The 15,025-nt window shown below is 71.1% G+C and carries 18 protein-coding genes; 10 read left to right on the forward strand and 8 right to left on the reverse strand.

The window, feature by feature from the left end; translation table 11 throughout:
• The first annotated feature begins 141 nt into the window (after positions 1-141).
• The 5 genes from ABGB11_RS14585 to ABGB11_RS14605 all read left to right on the forward strand — a co-directional run bounded on the left by ABGB11_RS14585 (position 142) and on the right by ABGB11_RS14605 (position 4,572).
• Complete coding sequence (locus ABGB11_RS14585; protein WP_347632820.1) at positions 142-1,332, forward strand: ATP-binding cassette domain-containing protein; 1,191 nt, start codon at positions 142-144, stop codon at positions 1,330-1,332.
• On the forward strand, positions 1,332-1,979 hold the full coding sequence (locus ABGB11_RS14590; RefSeq protein ID WP_347632822.1) for an ABC transporter permease: 648 nt from the start codon (positions 1,332-1,334) through the stop codon (positions 1,977-1,979). The genes ABGB11_RS14585 and ABGB11_RS14590 overlap by 1 nt, the downstream gene beginning before the upstream one ends.
• Positions 1,976-2,662, forward strand: a complete 687-nt coding sequence (locus tag ABGB11_RS14595; protein ID WP_347632824.1) for an ABC transporter permease subunit — start codon at positions 1,976-1,978, stop codon at positions 2,660-2,662. The genes ABGB11_RS14590 and ABGB11_RS14595 overlap by 4 nt, the downstream gene beginning before the upstream one ends.
• A 16-nt stretch (positions 2,663-2,678) precedes the next feature.
• Entirely contained in the window at positions 2,679-3,602 is a 924-nt protein-coding gene (locus tag ABGB11_RS14600) for an ABC transporter substrate-binding protein (RefSeq protein WP_347632826.1), read from the forward strand.
• Positions 3,603-3,732: 130 nt separating this feature from the next.
• Complete coding sequence (locus ABGB11_RS14605) at positions 3,733-4,572, forward strand: alpha/beta fold hydrolase (protein ID WP_347632828.1); 840 nt, start codon at positions 3,733-3,735, stop codon at positions 4,570-4,572.
• Between the two features lie 3 nt (positions 4,573-4,575).
• Here the strand turns inward: ABGB11_RS14605 and ABGB11_RS14610 are convergent, their stop codons facing one another.
• Together ABGB11_RS14610 and ABGB11_RS14615 are read right to left on the reverse strand one after the other, a co-directional pair.
• On the reverse strand, positions 4,576-5,463 hold the full coding sequence (locus ABGB11_RS14610; RefSeq protein ID WP_347632830.1) for an endonuclease/exonuclease/phosphatase family protein: 888 nt from the start codon (positions 5,461-5,463) through the stop codon (positions 4,576-4,578).
• A 298-nt stretch (positions 5,464-5,761) separates the two neighbouring features.
• Positions 5,762-5,926 carry a DUF1059 domain-containing protein gene (locus ABGB11_RS14615; RefSeq protein ID WP_021598022.1) on the reverse strand — a complete coding sequence of 55 codons (165 nt, stop codon included), beginning with the start codon at positions 5,924-5,926 and terminating at the stop codon, positions 5,762-5,764.
• Positions 5,927-5,986: 60 nt separating this feature from the next.
• On the opposite strand from ABGB11_RS14615, the gene ABGB11_RS14620 reads away from it, so the two are divergent.
• From ABGB11_RS14620 to ABGB11_RS14630, 3 genes are all read left to right on the forward strand, one after another.
• The gene (locus tag ABGB11_RS14620) at positions 5,987-6,748 is read left to right on the forward strand and encodes a BTAD domain-containing putative transcriptional regulator (RefSeq protein WP_347632832.1); all 762 of its coding nucleotides are present in this window, start codon (positions 5,987-5,989) and stop codon (positions 6,746-6,748) included.
• 97 nt (positions 6,749-6,845) lie between these two features.
• Positions 6,846-7,904 carry a methyltransferase domain-containing protein gene (locus ABGB11_RS14625; protein ID WP_347632834.1) on the forward strand — a complete coding sequence of 353 codons (1,059 nt, stop codon included), beginning with the start codon at positions 6,846-6,848 and terminating at the stop codon, positions 7,902-7,904.
• An 83-nt stretch (positions 7,905-7,987) separates the two neighbouring features.
• Positions 7,988-8,794, forward strand: a complete 807-nt coding sequence (locus ABGB11_RS14630) for a maleylpyruvate isomerase family mycothiol-dependent enzyme (protein ID WP_347632836.1) — start codon at positions 7,988-7,990, stop codon at positions 8,792-8,794.
• 66 nt (positions 8,795-8,860) lie between these two features.
• On the opposite strand, the gene ABGB11_RS14635 is transcribed toward ABGB11_RS14630, so the two are convergent.
• The 4 genes from ABGB11_RS14635 to ABGB11_RS14650 form a co-directional block, all read right to left on the reverse strand.
• Positions 8,861-9,385: a pyridoxamine 5'-phosphate oxidase family protein gene (locus ABGB11_RS14635; RefSeq protein WP_347632838.1), complete on the reverse strand. Its 525-nt coding sequence runs from the start codon at positions 9,383-9,385 to the stop codon at positions 8,861-8,863.
• Between the two features lie 190 nt (positions 9,386-9,575).
• Entirely contained in the window at positions 9,576-9,941 is a 366-nt protein-coding gene (locus ABGB11_RS14640; protein ID WP_347632840.1) for a hypothetical protein, read from the reverse strand.
• 120 nt (positions 9,942-10,061) lie between these two features.
• Positions 10,062-10,268 (reverse strand): DUF397 domain-containing protein, encoded by a 207-nt coding sequence (locus tag ABGB11_RS14645; protein WP_347632842.1) that lies wholly within the window; start codon positions 10,266-10,268, stop codon positions 10,062-10,064.
• Between the two features lie 2 nt (positions 10,269-10,270).
• On the reverse strand, positions 10,271-11,146 hold the full coding sequence (locus tag ABGB11_RS14650; protein WP_347632844.1) for a helix-turn-helix transcriptional regulator: 876 nt from the start codon (positions 11,144-11,146) through the stop codon (positions 10,271-10,273).
• Positions 11,147-11,480: 334 nt separating this feature from the next.
• Here ABGB11_RS14650 and ABGB11_RS14655 point away from each other — a divergent pair, with 334 nt between their 5' ends.
• A complete protein-coding gene (locus tag ABGB11_RS14655; RefSeq protein WP_347632846.1) occupies positions 11,481-11,909 on the forward strand; it encodes an ATP-binding protein in 429 nt (142 codons plus the stop codon).
• Positions 11,910-11,916: 7 nt separating this feature from the next.
• On the opposite strand, the gene ABGB11_RS14660 is transcribed toward ABGB11_RS14655, so the two are convergent.
• Both ABGB11_RS14660 and ABGB11_RS14665 read right to left on the reverse strand, forming a co-directional pair.
• Positions 11,917-12,495 (reverse strand): dihydrofolate reductase family protein, encoded by a 579-nt coding sequence (locus ABGB11_RS14660; protein ID WP_347632848.1) that lies wholly within the window; start codon positions 12,493-12,495, stop codon positions 11,917-11,919.
• A 118-nt stretch (positions 12,496-12,613) separates the two neighbouring features.
• A complete protein-coding gene (locus ABGB11_RS14665; protein WP_347632850.1) occupies positions 12,614-13,378 on the reverse strand; it encodes an IclR family transcriptional regulator in 765 nt (254 codons plus the stop codon).
• A 92-nt stretch (positions 13,379-13,470) separates the two neighbouring features.
• On the opposite strand from ABGB11_RS14665, the gene hutH reads away from it, so the two are divergent.
• The gene (gene hutH, locus ABGB11_RS14670) at positions 13,471-15,015 is read left to right on the forward strand and encodes a histidine ammonia-lyase (RefSeq protein WP_347632852.1); all 1,545 of its coding nucleotides are present in this window, start codon (positions 13,471-13,473) and stop codon (positions 15,013-15,015) included.
• The last annotated feature ends 10 nt before the right edge of the window (positions 15,016-15,025 follow it).

Below are 15,025 nucleotides of genomic sequence, written 5' to 3' on the forward strand. Positions count from 1 at the left end.
GGGAATCCCGGTAGTTATCCTCCAGATCGGAAGTTTCCGGATAGGCCGGGATACTGAAGAGACCGTACCCACTGGTTACGGTGGGGGAGAAGGCCGAATCGATCACCGGCGTCGCGGGCGCCCCGACGAGGACGTGAATCGTTGATCACCTTTGAGGGCGTCACCAAGCGCTACCCGGGCGGCACCGTCGCGCTCGACGACGTGAGCCTCGAATGCCCCACCGGCCGCATCACCGTGTTCGTCGGCACGTCCGGCGGCGGCAAGACCACGGCGCTGCGGACCATCAACCGTATGGTGGAGCCCACGTCCGGGCGCGTGCTCATCGACGGGCAGGACGTGCGCGAGCGCAAGCCGGCGGAGCTGCGGCGCGGCATCGGCTACGTCATCCAGCACGCCGGGCTGTTCCCGCACCGCACCATCATCGACAACATCGCGACCGTCCCCTACCTGCTGTCCTGGAACAAGAAGAAGGCGCGGGAGCGGGCGGCGGAGCTCATGAAGCGGGTCGGGCTCGACCCGTCCATGGGCAAGCGGTACCCGTTCCAGCTGTCCGGCGGCCAGCAGCAGCGCGTCGGCGTCGCCCGCGCGCTCGCGGCCGACCCGCCGATCATGCTGATGGACGAGCCGTTCAGCGCCGTCGACCCCGTCGTCCGCGCGGAACTGCAGGACGAGTTCCTGCGCCTCCAGGACGAGCTGCACAAGACGATCGTGTTCGTCACCCACGACATCGACGAGGCCATCAAGCTCGGCGACCGGATCGCGGTGTTCCAGACCGGCGGCAGGCTCGTGCAGCTGGACAGCCCCGAGAACATCCTCGCCCACCCCGCCGACGACTTCGTGGCCGGCTTCATCGGCCAGAACCGCGGCATCCGCACCCTGTCCTTCGCGGGCACGGGCGGGGTGCGGCTGAGCGACCACGCGATCCGCGCGGCGAGCGCCGGCGCGGCGGAGGCCGCCGGACTGGAGTGGGTGCTGGTCGTCGACGGCGAGCGGCGCCCCCTCGGCTGGGTCCGCCCGGCGGAGGCCACCGGGCCGCTCGGGGAGGCGCCGCTCAGGCCGGTCGGCCCCACCTTCCAGGTCGGCGCCGACTCGGTGCGGGTCGCGCTGGACGCGGCCGTGCTGTCCCCGTCCGGGCTGGCGGTCGGCGTCGACGCCACCGGCGCCGTGGCCGGCACCGCCGCGGGCACCGAACTGCTCGCCGTCCCCACCCACGGCACCCGGGACGCGCCCGGCGCCGCCGGGGACGACGACGGTGCCGAGGACGCGGCCGAGGACGCCGCCGAGGACGCCGCCGGCGCGGAGGCGCCGTCGCTGTCGAAGGACGGCGGCTGATGGACATCGACTGGGGCTGGATCGGCGAGCACACCGACACCCTCACCGAGCACGCCCTCATCCACCTGCGGCTCGCGCTGCTGCCGGTCGTGTTCGGGCTGGTCATCTCGCTGCCGCTCGGCGTGCTGTGCCGCCGCTGGGGCTGGCTCTACCCGCCGACGCTGACGATCTCGAACGTGCTGTACGCGATCCCGTCGCTCGCGCTGTTCATGCTGTTCATCGACTACACGGGCCTCACGGCGGCCACGGTCATGATCCCGCTGACCCTCTACAGCCTGTCGGTGCTCGTGCCGAACGTGGTGGACGGCCTCGCGTCGGTGTCCGAGCCCGTCCGGCAGGCGGCCACCGCGATGGGCTTCGGGCCGCTGCGGCGCCTGCTGCGGGTCGAGCTGCCGATCGCCGTGCCGATCGTCATCGCCGGGACGCGCGTCGCCGCCGTCTCGTCCATCAGCCTCGTCGCCGTCGGCCAGCTGATCGGCCAGGGCGGGCTCGGCGCCGACATCATCCGCGGCTACCAGCTCCAGTTCCAGACGCAGATCGTCGCCGCGACGGTCCTGATCATCCTGCTGGCCCTGGTCACGGACGCGATCCTGGTCGCCGTCCAGCGCCTTCTCACCCCCTGGGCCAGGGCGAGGAAGACCTCATGAACGACGTGTGGAACCAGATCGACCTGTTCTGGACGTGGCTGACCGCCTCGTCGCAGTGGCACGGCGGCGACGGCATCCCGCACCGCCTGCTCCAGCACGTCTACTACAGCGGCGTGTCGCTGCTCTGCGCCGCCGTCATCGGGCTCGCGGTAGGCCTGCTCATCGGCCACACCGGCCGCGGCGGCTTCCTGGCGATCACGCTCGCGAACTTCGCCCGCGCGATCCCCACCTTCGGGCTCATCCTGTTCGTCGTCGTGATCGAGTACAGCATCACGCCGGTGCTGGTCGCGCTCGTGGCGCTGGCCGTCCCGCCGATCCTGGTCAACACGTTCGAGGGCGTCCGGGGCGTCGACGCCGACGCCAAGGACGCGGCCCGCGGCATGGGCATGACCGGCTGGGGCGTGCTCGGGCGGGTCGAGCTGCCGATGGCGCTGCCGCTGATCCTGCTCGGGCTCCGCACGTCGGCGATCCAGGTCGTCGCCACCGCCACCATTGCCGCCTACCCGGGGTTCGGCGGGCTCGGCCGCTACATCATCGACGGCCTGGCCCGCAACGACTACCAGCTCGTCGTCGGCGGCACGGTCCTGGTGGTGCTGCTCGCGGTGATCGTCCAGCTGGTCTTCGCGGCGCTGCGCCGCGTCGTCGTCTCGCCGGGCCTGCTCGGCTCCGCCCGTTCCTCCTGATCTAAGGACTAGAGCAATGAAGAAACTCATCCGTGGCGCGGTCGTCGGCCTGGTGGCCGCACTGGCGCTGTCCGCCTGCGGCAGCGGGGACTCCGGCGACAACGAGAACCCGCTCGCCGGGGGCGGCGGGAACGGCACCGTCACCGTCGGCGGCGCCAACTTCCCCGAGAGCAACCTGCTCGCCGAGCTTTACGCGCAGGCCCTGGAGGCCAAGGGCGTCAAGGTCACCCGCAAATTCAACATCGGCGCCCGCGAGATCTACTACGACCAGGTCGTCAAGGGCGGAATCAGCGTGATGCCCGAGTACAACGGCGCCCTGCTGACCACGTCGGTCGACGAGAAGAGCACCGCCGCGACCACCGACGCGATCAACAAGGAGCTGAAGGCGAAGCTGCCGCCCTCCGTCGAGATCCTGAACTCGGCGCAGGCCGAGGACAAGGACTCCGTCACCGTCAACCCGCAGACGGCCGCGAAGTACAACCTGAAGTCCATCGCCGACCTGAAGCCGGTCGCGAAGGACCTCACCATCGCCGGCCCGTCCGAGTTCAAGACGCGGCAGCAGGGCCTCGTCGGCCTGAAGAAGGCCTACGGCCTCGAGTTCAAGAAGTTCCAGCCGTTCGACGCCGGCGCCCAGGCCACCCTGGTGAAGCTGCTCACCGAGAACAAGATCCAGGCCGCCGACCTGTTCACCACCGACCCGACGATCCAGGAGAACAAGCTGGTCGTCCTCGAAGACCCGGAGAACGTCTTCAGCGCCCAGAACGTCACGCCGCTCATCAACAAGTCCGCGGTGAACGAGGAGGGGAAGGCGGCTCTGAACGCCGTCTCCGCCAAGCTCACCACCCAGGACCTCCTCGACATGATGAAGCGGGTCGCCATCGACAAGGACGACCAGGAGAAGGTCGCCGAGGACTGGCTCAAGAAGGCCGGCCTCGTCTGACGCACATCCTCGGGAAAGCCCGCCGCACGCCCGTGCGGCGGGCTTTCGCGCGCTCGCCACTCCGGCGTTGATCCGTAGGCGAGGCGGGCAGGGACACGGATGGCTGATCCGCACGGCACAGGGAGAGGGCATGTCACCGGACGAGTGGACGTTGGGCAAGGGCTTCGGCGGCACGCTGGGGGAGATCCGATGGGAGCGCCTGGGCGATGCGGACGCCGAGCCCGTCGTCCTGGTGCACGGCACGCCGTTCTCCTCGTTCATCTGGCGTGACGTCGCCCGCGCCCTGGCGGTCACCCGCTCGGTGTACGTCTTCGACATGCCCGGCTACGGCGCCTCGTCCATGGCCGACGGGCAGGATCTCTCCCTGGACGCCCTGGCCGGTGCCTTCGCCGAACTCCTGGAGCACTGGGGACTGGCGCGTCCGGACGTCGTCGCGCACGACTCCGGCGGTGCGGTCGCGCTCGGCGCGCACGTGGACCGCGGCGTCGCCTACCGGCGGCTGGCCCTCGTCGACGCGGTGTCGCTGCCGCCGTGGGGGAGCGGGTTCTTCGCCGTGGTGGGCGAGCATGCCGGCGTGTTCCGGTCGCTGCCGGGGCCGCTGCACCGGGCCCTGCTCCGCGAGTACGTCGCCACGGCCAGCTCGCCCGGCCTGCACCCGGACGTGCTGGACGCCCTGACGGCCCCGTGGCTGGGCGCCGGCGGTCAGGACGCCTTCTACCGGCAGCTCGTCCAGCGCCGCGACGACCCGTCCTACATCGACCGCATCCGGGCCGGCTACGCCGCCATCGACCTGCCGGTCCTGGTGTGCTGGGGCGCCGACGACGGCTGGGTCCCCGCCGACCGCGGCCGTGAGCTCGCCGCCCTCATCCCCGGCGCGGGCCTGCGCGTCATCGGGGAGGCCGGGCACCTGCTGCCCGAGGACCGCCCGGCCCAGCTGACCGCGGCCCTGCTCGGCTTCCTGGGCTCGTGACGGTCAGGAAGCGACCTTGACCCGGGCGATCACCGGATGGTGGTCGGACGCGTAGATCTCGCCGTTCCGGTAGGGGTCGATCTCGGACCAGACCGTCCTGACCGGTCCCCGCGCGAGGATCCAGTCGATGCGCTCGCCGTCGCGCCGCGGGGGCAGGTAGTGGTTCTCTGTGCCGTACAGCGGGCCGCGCCGCTCGGCCGCCGTCCAGGTGTCGCGGAACGCGTCCGGCGCGGTGAGGATCGTGTACACCGGCGACGCTCCGGCGGTCGCGTTGAAGTCGCTGGTGAGGATGACGGGCGCGCCCGCCTGGAAGTCGCGCACGCGGTCGAGGATCAGCCGGGCGCTCTTCACCCGCGAGTCCGCGGACAGGTTGTCCAGATGAGTGTTGGCCTGGTAGAGCACCGCGCCGGTGCGCCGGTCGCGGAACTTGGCCCACGTCACCATCCGGACGTACCGGTTGCCCCAGGTGGCCGAGCCGATCACGGCGGGGGTGTCGGACAGCCAGAAGTGGTCGAAGTCCAGCACCTCGAACCGCTGCTTCCGGTAGAAGATCGACAGGAACTGGTCGCGGGTGCCGCCCTGGCTGCCCAGCCCGATCCACCCGTAGTCCGGCAGGAGGCGGGCCAGGTCGCGGATCTGCCGCCACCGCCCCTCCTGGACGCCGAGCAGGTCCGGGTCGTGCTCGTCCAGGAGGTGCTCGACCAGCGGCCGCCGGGTCTTCCAGTCCCTCGGGGGCGGTTCGTTCACGCCGCGCAGGTTGTAGGTCATCACGCGGATCGTCCCGTCGCCGTCCGCCCTCGGCTCGGCCAGCACGAACCCGGAGATGAGGACGATCGCCGCCGCCGCGACCACCGGCCAGAACCACCTGCGGCGGAGGACGCGTCCGAGCATCCCCCCGCTCACCGTCCCCCGGAGGCCCGCGGCGCCGTCCGGTGCCGGGGCAGGCCGCCTTGCGCCGTCGTCATGTCGCCACCCGCCGTCCCTGCTGCCACATTGAGCATAGATCGTCTTATATTTTTTGTCCATTCTTAATAGTCAATTCAGCCGCCTTCTCGCGGTCGCGACGAATTCGAATGGCCTTTGTATTTCTTGTTCGGAGAAAGCCGTTCGAATTGCCGGGGCGCGAGATCCGCGCTCGTGGCACGCCGCTGCTCGATCACCGGAGAACGGCCGTCCACGGGACGGCCCGTCAGTCGGGGAGCAGCTCGATCCAGCCGCGGATGTCGTCGGCGGTCTCGATGCCGACGAGTTCGGGGTGGTCGGCCGCGAGGTGCGCGAGCACCTGGGAGATCACGGCGTCGTCGGTGTCGCCGCGGGCGACGTAGCCGCATTCGCATCGAACCTGGCGGGTCATGGGGTGCTCCTTTCCCAGCAGGGTAGCCTCCAGGGTCAGTGCGGCAGGTCGAGGTGTCGGATGGACGGATCAGCGGAGCCGGCGGGCGCCACGCGCGTGCAGCTCTGCGGCGCGTTCGCGGCGGAGGTGCGCGGCCGGCGCGTCGATCACGCCCTGCCGGGCCGGCAGGGGCGGCTGCTGCTGGGCTTTCTGGTCCTGTCCCGGCCGCGGCAGGTGCCCCGAGAGGCGCTCATCGAGGCGTTGTGGGGCGACTCGCCGCCGCCGGGGGCGCCCGCCGCGCTCAGCGTCCTGGTCTCGAAGGTCCGCGCGGTGGTGGGGCCGGAGGTGCTCCGGGGCAGGGGGACGCTGTCACTCCGGCTGCCCGAACCGGCGTACGTCGACGTCGAGGTGGCGGCCTCGGCGCTGCACACGGCCGAGTCCGCGGTCGCTCTGCGCGAATGGCGGCGGGCGTGGACCCTGTCGTTGACCGCCCAGTTCGTGGCGCGCCGTCCGTTCCTGCCGGAGGCCGACCGCCCGTGGGCGGAATCGTGGCGCCGACGCCTGGAGACCATGCATGTCCGGGCCCTGGAGTGCTACGCCACGGCGTGCCTGGAGCTGGGCGGCCCGGAGCTGCCGGGAGCCGAGCGGGCGGCGCGGGACCTGCTGGACGTGGCGCCGTTGCGGGAGACCGGGCATCTGCTGCTGATGCGCACCCTCGCGACCGGCGGCAACGTCGCGGAGGCGCTGACGGTGTACGAGCGCCTGCGCGTTCTGCTGCGGGACGAGCTGGGCGTCGACCCGTGCCGTGAGGTCCAGGACGCCTACACCGAGCTGCTCGGATAGCGCGCGTTAAGGTCGCGCCAAGGTCGGCGCAATGGCGGCCCAACGTCGCCGGCGCAGGGTAAGGGCATCAGATTCGCCGCATCTGCGGGAGGATGCCATGACCACCATCGACGAATCCCGGCTCGCCGAGCTGCTGGACCGCTTCGTCAACGATCTCGGCGCGACGATGTCGGCCGGCAACGTGCTCATCGGCGACAGGCTGGGGCTGTACCGTGCGCTGGCGGAGGCGGGCCCGCTGACCGCCGCCGAGCTGGCCGAGCGCACCGGCACGTCCGAGCGGTACGTCCGGGAGTGGCTGCCCGGGCAGGCCGCCGGCCGCTACATCACCTACGACGCCGGGAGCGGGCGCTACCGGATGACCCCCGAGCAGGCGCTGGCCTTCGCCGACCCCGACGGGCCGGGGCTCCCCGGCGCCTTCCAGCTCGCGCTGTCGAGCCTGGCCGCCGAGCCGAGGATCGCCGAGGCGTTCCGGACCGGCCGGGGGATGCCCTGGGGCGAGCACCATCCGGGCGTGTTCACCGGGTGCGAGCGCTTCTTCCGCCCGGGGTACGTCGCGAACCTGCTGAGCTCCTGGGTTCCGGCGGTGGACGGGCTGGCCGGCCGGCTGGGCGCCGGCATCGCGGTGGCCGACGTGGGATGCGGGCTCGGCGCCTCGACCCGCATCCTGGCCGACGCCTACCCGGCCTCGTCCGTGCGCGGGTTCGACCCGCACGCGGAGTCCGTCGAGCTCGCCCGCAAGGCGGCGGCCGAGGCGGGCCTGGACGGCCGGTGCGAGTTCGCGGTGGCGCGGGCGCAGGACTTCCCGGGGACCGCGTACGGGCTGGTGGCCACGTTCGACTGCCTGCACGACATGGGCGACCCGGTCGCCGCCGCGCGGCACATCCGGTCGGTGCTGTCCGACGACGGTGTCTGGCTGATCGTCGAGCCGTTCGCGGGCGACGTCCCGGAGGACAACCTCACTCCGGTCGGGCGGGTCTACTACTCGGCTTCCACGTTCCTGTGCGTGCCGCACGCCATCTCCGAGGGCGCCGACGACGCGCTGGGCAACCAGGCCGGCGAGGCGGGCATCAGGCCCGTGGTGCAGGCGGCCGGGTTCCGGACGTTCCGCCGGGTGGCGGAGACCCCGTTCAACCTGGTCTACGAGGCCCGTCCGTGACCAGCGGGCCCATCGCGCCGACGCCGACACGGCAGTCATTCGACCGATGCGAGCGCGGTGGGCCCGCTCCTAGCGTCGTCGGCATGGGAAAAGAGCCGAACCTGGAGGTGCAGATGGACACGTCCGCGTACCTGAATGCCGTCGTGGAGCAGACGAACACCTTCGCCGATTGGGTGGACGGGCGGGATGCGACGGCCCCGGTGCCGACCTGCCCGAAGTGGACGCTGGCCGATCTCGTCGACCATGTCGGCGCGACGCAGCGCATGGTGGCGATGCTCGTGGGCGAGCGGATGAGCGAGCCGAGCGAGGCGTACGCCCGCTACGCCCCGGCTCCCGCCGACCCGGCCGAGTGGCGCGCCTGGCTGACCGACGGCGCGGCCCAGGCGAAGCAGGCGTTCGACTCGGTCGAGGACGACACGCCGGTGTGGGACCCGTCCGGCGCCGCCGCGGGCGTGCCGTTCTGGTCCCGCCGGCTGTTCGGCGAGGCGTGCGTCCACCGCGCGGACGCGGCCTCGGCGCTCGGCACGCACTACGAGCTGGACCCGGAGCACGCCGTCGCGGCCACCGAGGACTGGCTGGACACGCTGACCTCCCGCGGCTACTGGGAGAACAGGCCCGACTTCGCCAAGGCGATGGCCGGCAACGGCCAGACCCTGCACTTCCACGCCACCGACGCGTCCGGAGAGTGGGTGGCCCGCCGGGAACCGGACCAGATCGCCCTGGAACACGCGCACACCAAGGCGGACGTCGCCGTCCGAGGCCCGGCCACCGACCTGCTGCTCGTCATCAGCAGGCGCCGCCCCCTGGACGAGACCCCAGCGCTGGAGATCCTGGGCGACCGCGACTTGTTCGTCCAATGGATCGAGCACATGGACTGGGTCACCGACTAGGCAATGCGCCCGACGGTGACCCAGCCGAACCTTTGGAGGCCTGTCGCGGTCCCGTTCAGGGCAGCCTCACACCGCCGAAGTGAGCTTGGCGATATCGGACGCATAGACGCTTATCCAGTGCGGATGCAGCCGGTAGTAGACGACCTCGCGGTCCCAGTCGAAGGAGTCGTCGCCGTAGAAGTCTTTGAGATGCGAGAGCAGGTCCGGCCAGTCCGCGGCCGGCTCGCCGCCCTGGGGGGTGAGGATCTCCACGGTGCCGTGCGTGAACACACCCAGCTCCTCACCGCGCATGTGCGCGGCGCTGACGGCCGGGCGTGCGGCCATGTGGTGGGCCTTGACGGCGCCGCGCGCCGTGCCGAAGTGCCACTTGCCGTGCAGGAAGTGCCCGTCCACGCCACTGATCCGCGGTTCGCCCTTCGCGGTCACGGTGGAGAGAGCCAGGGTGCACATGCCGGTGAGGACTCCTGTGAGCTGCTCCGCGGACAGCGTGCTCTCCGTGCCGATGATCGAGCGGAGGTGCGGCGAGGAGCGGGCCAGAGAGGTGTCAAGCAGGGCCTGTAGCTCTTCAAGCTCTTCTCGCGTTTCGCGCATGCGGTTCCTTGTCCATCCGTAAGGCCGGTCACGCTCCCATCGGCGCGACCGGTGAACCCCATGCTCGCTTCAAAACCTGACACCTTGTGTCATGTTTCTATCCGTCCTGCGGACGACACGGTCTGGTGAGCCGCTATCACCTGCCGCGGTTCGGGGTGGTGGGACCCGCGACCTCACTCCCAGAGGGGGGTCAGTGGCCGGCGCAGTGGTCGCACAGGGTCTTGATCCAGGCGCGGTCTCTGGTCCGGCCGGGGTTCCCGCAGGCCTCGCAGATCCTGCCCGACTCCTCCTCCGCGGAGTCAACGAGGCGCCGCGCCGCGTCGTCCTCCCGCTTGTAGCGATCCGCCTCGTGCGGCTCGGGCAATCGGTCGGATCCTGTGGCCATATGGCGTAGCAAGCCGGTGTACAGGTAGACGCGCAGCAGTCCGTATTTCTCCTTGACCTGCTGGACGCTGTAGTCGGGGCTAACAGCGAGCAAGTCCTCGTGGAGACGTTGCAGCAGGGGACGCCAACCTGGTCCGACGGCTTCCAGGTGGTCGGGGATCTGTTCCGGCATGCCCTCATGATCGTACGAAGACTTGCTATCCCGGACGTTGATCGTGCCGTACGTAGAGCGCGTACCCGGGGATGGTGGGTCGGGCTATGCGGACCGGACGGCTTGGAGGAACAGGGCCCCCTACCTGGTTGCTTGGGAGTCGATGGAGCGGAGTGCCTGTGTGAAAGCAGTCCACTCGTGGGGTGTAAATTCAAGGATTGGGCTGTTCTGTGCCTGCTTGCTGTCCCGGACGTTGATCGTGCCGTGGGCAGAGCGCGCGACCTCGACGCAGTCGCCGTTGGGTGTGCTGTGGCTTGATTTGCGCCAGCTGCTGTACTGGGGGGTCATGGCTACGATCCTGCCAGCTTGGTCAGCCGGTTAGCCGTTGCTTCGAGGAGATCCAGGCTTCTGACCTCTGAGAGAGAGGCGTCCCACAACCTTCGGTGCAGCTCGATGTAGCGCCGAACGTCTTTGGCCTCGGTGTGCACGATGTCGGTGTTGACGGTGTCGGCTACGGCCATCGCCGCGTCATCGGCGTCGGGGAAGTTGTAGATCGAGAAGGGCGACTTGGCTGAGAAGCCACCTTCGATACGAGCGTCAATGTCCAGTACGCGAAGGCGAAGCCGGGGTTGGGATGATGCCTCTTCGATCAAGTGCAGCAGTTGGGCGCGCATCACGTTCCTGGGCACCGCTAGGCGTCGAAGCAGGAATTCATCCAGGATGAGGTGGCATTTCGGGCCGTCCGGGCTAAATGCCACCTCTTGGCGCTGAAGACGTGCCTGAACCATACGTTCCGGCTGGTACGGCAACGGTCCGTCAGCACGATCGAGGTCCACGAGCGCCCAGATGAAGTCAGGAGTCTGCAAGATCCCAGGGATGGCGATTTGGTAATAGCCGTGAATAGAGGCCGCGCCTGACTCCAGGTCGGCGTACATGCGCTGGCGGGGGCCCATGGCGTCGCCGTAGTTGTCCCACCAGCCGCGTTCGGCGGCGTCGCATGCGATCTTGAAGAGGGCGTCGAACCTGTCGCCGGTGACGCCGAGGATCTTCATGATCTTCACGATGTCGCCGATGTCGGGGCGGCAGCGGGCGTTCTCCAGTTTCGAGATGGTCATGCGGGAGCGGTAGATGCGGCGGGCCAGCTCGTCGGCGGTCATGCCGCTCTGCTCGCGGAGGGTCCGGAGTTCGGCGCCGAGGCGGCGGCGCCGGACGAACGGGCTGGTCACCGGGAACCTCCAGGGGCGGGCCGGCGGGTGGGGGCGCCGCTGGCCGGGGGGCGGCATGTCCACTCTGTGTTATCACGCGATCTCCGAGCGTGTCATCGATAGACGCGCTGTTCGAACACGTGAAACCCGCCGGGCTGTTCGTCTCGGTGGCGTTCCGGAAATGAACGTTCGCCGCGCGAACCGTTCGCTTCGTTTACGTAAACGGAGGTGAACGTTCGCGGGGAAGGCGTGCTCGACCACCGGAAAGGACGCTGGCCTGGCCTTTCGGCACAGCGAAGCCGCATGGTTACGGAGGATGGGGCGGCCGACACACAGCGTTCACGAGAGGTGATCAATGCTGCTCGCCGTTCCCATCCCCGCCGAGCACGAGTCCCCGATGTACTGGCGGCGCGAGTTCCAGGGCAGGCCCGACCAGGTCCGGCTCGTCCGGGCGTTCGCGGCGCATCTGCTTGCCGACTTCCCGGCCCTGGACGACGTGCTCCTCGTCCTGGACGAGCTGGCCGTCAACGCGATCCGGCACACCCGCTCCGGGGAGGACGGCGGCCGGTTCACCGTGGACCTCAGCATGGACGTCGCCGGTGTCATCGCCTACGTCACCGACCAGGGCGGTCCGAACGAGCCGCGCCTGCGCGATCTCACGGAGCTGGCGGAGGGCGGCCGCGGCCTGCTCGCGGTGGACGCCCTCGCCGCCACCTGGTCCTGGACGGGCACCCCTCAGAGCCGCACCGTCCGCGCCACCTTCCCGGCTCGGCCAGGGAGGTGAGCCGGGCTCAGGCGTGGAGGGTGGGCCGGTAGATGAGCTCCTGGATGTGGTCGTCGAGGGTCCGGTGCTCGATCAGTTCGAGGTCGAAGTCGGCCGCGTTCTCGAAGACCGGGTCGGCTCCGCTCTGTCCGGTGATGACCGGGAAGAGCGTCACCTGGACGCGGTCGACCAGGCCGGCGGCCATCAGCGCCCGGTTCAGCGACAGGCTGCCGTGCGAGCGCAGCGGCACCGCGGACTCCTCCTTGAGCCGGGCGACGACGTCGACGGCGTCCCCGCTCGCGATCTCGGCGTCCGGCCAGTTCAGGGGGCCCTCCAGGGTGCTCGACACGACCGTCGTCGGCAGGTTCCTCATCCGCGTGACCCACGGGTCGCGCACGTCGGAGTCCTCGGTGCTCTCCGCCACCATCTGCGCGAACGCCCGGTAGGTGGTGGCCCCGAGGATCAGCCGCTGCTCCTCGTTGTAGAGGGCGAGGCGGTGGTCGAGGAGTTCGGGGCCCTGCTTGCCCCAGTAGCCCGTCCAGTCCCCGGTGGCGGCGCCGAAGCCGTCGAGGCTGGAGAAGACGTCGAAGGTGTAGGTGGCGGTCATGGTGTGCTCCCTGCGAGTCTGCGACCGGCTCTGTTCCGGTCTCTCACCCTGGCTACGAACGGGCTCGGCGGCATTCGACACCCCGGCACGACGAATTCAAAGATTTCTTTCCGGGGGTTCAGTGGGCCGGGGGGCGGCCGGTCAGGCGGGTGGTCAGCGCGGCGGCGGTGGTGCGGATCGGGGCGGCGAGGGAGGGCCACGTCTCCGGCGGGTGGTCCTCGCGGCGGAACGTCACGGTGATCGCCGCCGTGGGGTGGCCGGTGTGGTCGAAGGCGCAGGCGGCGATGCTGGCGAAGCCCTCGGTGACATGGCCGTCCTCGGCCGACCAGCCGCGGCGCGTGTCCCGCGCGAGAATGCGGCGCAGCTCGCGCAGGGACGCCGGGCCCCGGCCGGTGCGGTCCACGAAACGGCCCGGGAACAGGGCCCTGACCTGCGCGGGCGGCAGGTGGGCGAGCATCGAGAGGCCGCTGGCGGTGAGGTGGGCGGGCATCCGGACGCCCACGTCGGTGACCAGGGTGGCGTGCCGGGGCGGCTGCTCCTTGAGCAGGTAGAGCGTCTCGGCGCCGTGCAGGACGCCCAGCTGCGCGATCTCGCCCACCCGGTCGACGAGGCGCCGCAGGAGGGGCCGGGCCAGGCGCTCCAGAGGTTCGTGGCGCAGGTAGGCCGAGCCGATCTCGAAGGCGGCGACGCCGAGGCCCCAGCGGCGCTCCTCGGGGATGGAGGTGACGAAGCCGTCCTCGGCCATCGCCGTCAGGAGGTGGTAGGTGCTGGAGCGGGGCAGGTCCAGGGCGCGGGCGATCGCGGACGCGGGGAGCGGGCCGGGCGCGCCCGCCAGCAGGCGGAGCACCGCGAGGGCGCGGCGGGCGGCGGGCACCTGGCTCATGCGGCGATTGTCTCGTATATGAGACAGGGCGGGCCGTCCGGGCCTGGGGACGCGGCCCGGAAGGCGCTCCAATGGTGGGTATGGGTCTTGGTATGGGGGACGCAGGCGTCGAGGTGGGGCCGGAACCGCTCTCGTTCGAGCAGGTGGTCGCGGTGGCCCGGGACGGCGCCCGCGTCGCGCTGTCGGACGGGGCGCTGAAGCTGATCGGCGAGGCGCGCGCCCACATCGAGGAGCTGTCGGCCCGTCCCACCCCGGTCTACGGGGTGTCGACGGGCTTCGGGGCGCTCGCCACGCGGCACATCGCCCCCGAGATGCGCGCGCAGTTGCAGCTCAACATCGTCCGGTCGCACGCCGCGGGGTCGGGGCCGGAGGTGGAGCGTGAGGTCGTCCGGGCGCTGATGCTGCTCAGGCTGCGGACGCTCGCCACCGGCCGGACCGGCGTGCAGCCGGCGACGGCGCGCACGCTGGCCGAGCTGCTCAACGCGGGCATCGCCCCGCAGGTCTTCGAGTACGGGAGCCTCGGGTGCTCCGGCGACCTCGCGCCGCTCGCGCACGTCGCCCTCGCGCTCATCGGCGAAGGATCGGTCAGGGACGCCGCCGGGAACCTGAAACCGGCGGCGGAGGCGCTGGGCGAGGCCGGGATCGCGCCGGTCGTGCTCGGCGCCAAGGAGGGGCTCGCCCTCCTGAACGGGACGGACGGCATGCTCGGCATGCTCGTCCTCGCCATCAACGACCTGCGCAGGCTGCTCGTCGCCGCGGACCTGGCCGCCGCGATGACGGTCGAGGCGCTGCTCGGCACCGACCGGGTCTTCGCCGCCGACCTCCAGGCGCTGCGGCCGCATCCGGGCCAGGCCGCGTCGGCCGCGAACCTGCGGGCGCTGCTGGCCGCCTCGGAGATCATGGAGTCGCATCGCGGCCCCGACTGCACCCGCGTCCAGGACGCGTACTCGCTGCGCTGCGCCCCGCAGGTCAACGGCGCCGCCCGCGACACGCTCGCGCACGCCGAGCTGGTGGCCGGCCGGGAGCTGGCGTCCGCGATCGACAACCCCGTCGTGCTGCCGGACGGGCGCGTCGAGTCGAACGGGAACTTCCACGGCGCGCCCGTCGCCTACGTGCTCGACTTCCTCGCGGTGCCCGTGGCGGACGTCGCGTCGATGGCGGAGCGGCGCACCGACCGGATGCTCGACCGGGGGCGGTCCGGGGGCCTGCCCGCCTTCCTCGCCGACGACCCCGGCGTCGACTCCGGCCACATGATCGCCCAGTACACGCAGGCGGGCATCGTGTCCGAGCTGAAGCGGCTGGCCGCGCCCGCGAGCGCCGACTCGATCCCGAGCTCGGCCATGCAGGAGGACCACGTCTCGATGGGGTGGACCGCGGCCCGCAAGCTGCGCCGGGCCGTGGACGGGCTGGCGCAGGTGGTCGCCATCGAGATCCTCACCGCCGCGCGGGCGCTGGACCTGCGCACCCCGCTGCGGCCCGGGCCGGCGACCGCCGCCGTGGTCGCCAGGCTGCGCGAGGCCGTCCCGCCGCCCGGCCCGGACCGCTACCTCGCCCCCGAGATCGCCGCCGCGACCGCGCTGGTCCGGGACGGCTCACTGGTCGCCGCCGCCGAGGCCGTCACCGGCCCGCTCTCCTAAGGAGCCCGAC

The organism is Actinomadura sp. B10D3, assembly GCF_039871695.1.
GTDB classification, from domain to species: domain Bacteria; phylum Actinomycetota; class Actinomycetes; order Streptosporangiales; family Streptosporangiaceae; genus Spirillospora; species Spirillospora madurae.

Coding starts and splice junctions, on each gene's coding strand:
- ABGB11_RS14590 (WP_347632822.1), top strand. CDS start 1,332: ATGGACATCGACTGGGGCTGGATCGGCGAGCACACCGACACCCTCACC.
- ABGB11_RS14595 (WP_347632824.1), top strand. CDS start 1,976: ATGAACGACGTGTGGAACCAGATCGACCTGTTCTGGACGTGGCTGACC.
- ABGB11_RS14600 (WP_347632826.1), top strand. CDS start 2,679: ATGAAGAAACTCATCCGTGGCGCGGTCGTCGGCCTGGTGGCCGCACTG.
- ABGB11_RS14605 (WP_347632828.1), top strand. CDS start 3,733: ATGTCACCGGACGAGTGGACGTTGGGCAAGGGCTTCGGCGGCACGCTG.
- ABGB11_RS14610 (WP_347632830.1), bottom strand. CDS start 5,463: ATGCTCGGACGCGTCCTCCGCCGCAGGTGGTTCTGGCCGGTGGTCGCG.
- ABGB11_RS14615 (WP_021598022.1), bottom strand. CDS start 5,926: ATGACCCGCCAGGTTCGATGCGAATGCGGCTACGTCGCCCGCGGCGAC.
- ABGB11_RS14620 (WP_347632832.1), top strand. CDS start 5,987: ATGGACGGATCAGCGGAGCCGGCGGGCGCCACGCGCGTGCAGCTCTGC.
- ABGB11_RS14625 (WP_347632834.1), top strand. CDS start 6,846: ATGACCACCATCGACGAATCCCGGCTCGCCGAGCTGCTGGACCGCTTC.
- ABGB11_RS14630 (WP_347632836.1), top strand. CDS start 7,988: ATGGGAAAAGAGCCGAACCTGGAGGTGCAGATGGACACGTCCGCGTAC.
- ABGB11_RS14635 (WP_347632838.1), bottom strand. CDS start 9,385: ATGCGCGAAACGCGAGAAGAGCTTGAAGAGCTACAGGCCCTGCTTGAC.
- ABGB11_RS14640 (WP_347632840.1), bottom strand. CDS start 9,941: ATGCCGGAACAGATCCCCGACCACCTGGAAGCCGTCGGACCAGGTTGG.
- ABGB11_RS14645 (WP_347632842.1), bottom strand. CDS start 10,268: ATGACCCCCCAGTACAGCAGCTGGCGCAAATCAAGCCACAGCACACCC.
- ABGB11_RS14655 (WP_347632846.1), top strand. CDS start 11,481: ATGCTGCTCGCCGTTCCCATCCCCGCCGAGCACGAGTCCCCGATGTAC.
- ABGB11_RS14660 (WP_347632848.1), bottom strand. CDS start 12,495: ATGACCGCCACCTACACCTTCGACGTCTTCTCCAGCCTCGACGGCTTC.
- ABGB11_RS14665 (WP_347632850.1), bottom strand. CDS start 13,378: ATGAGCCAGGTGCCCGCCGCCCGCCGCGCCCTCGCGGTGCTCCGCCTG.
- hutH (WP_347632852.1), top strand. CDS start 13,471: ATGGGGGACGCAGGCGTCGAGGTGGGGCCGGAACCGCTCTCGTTCGAG.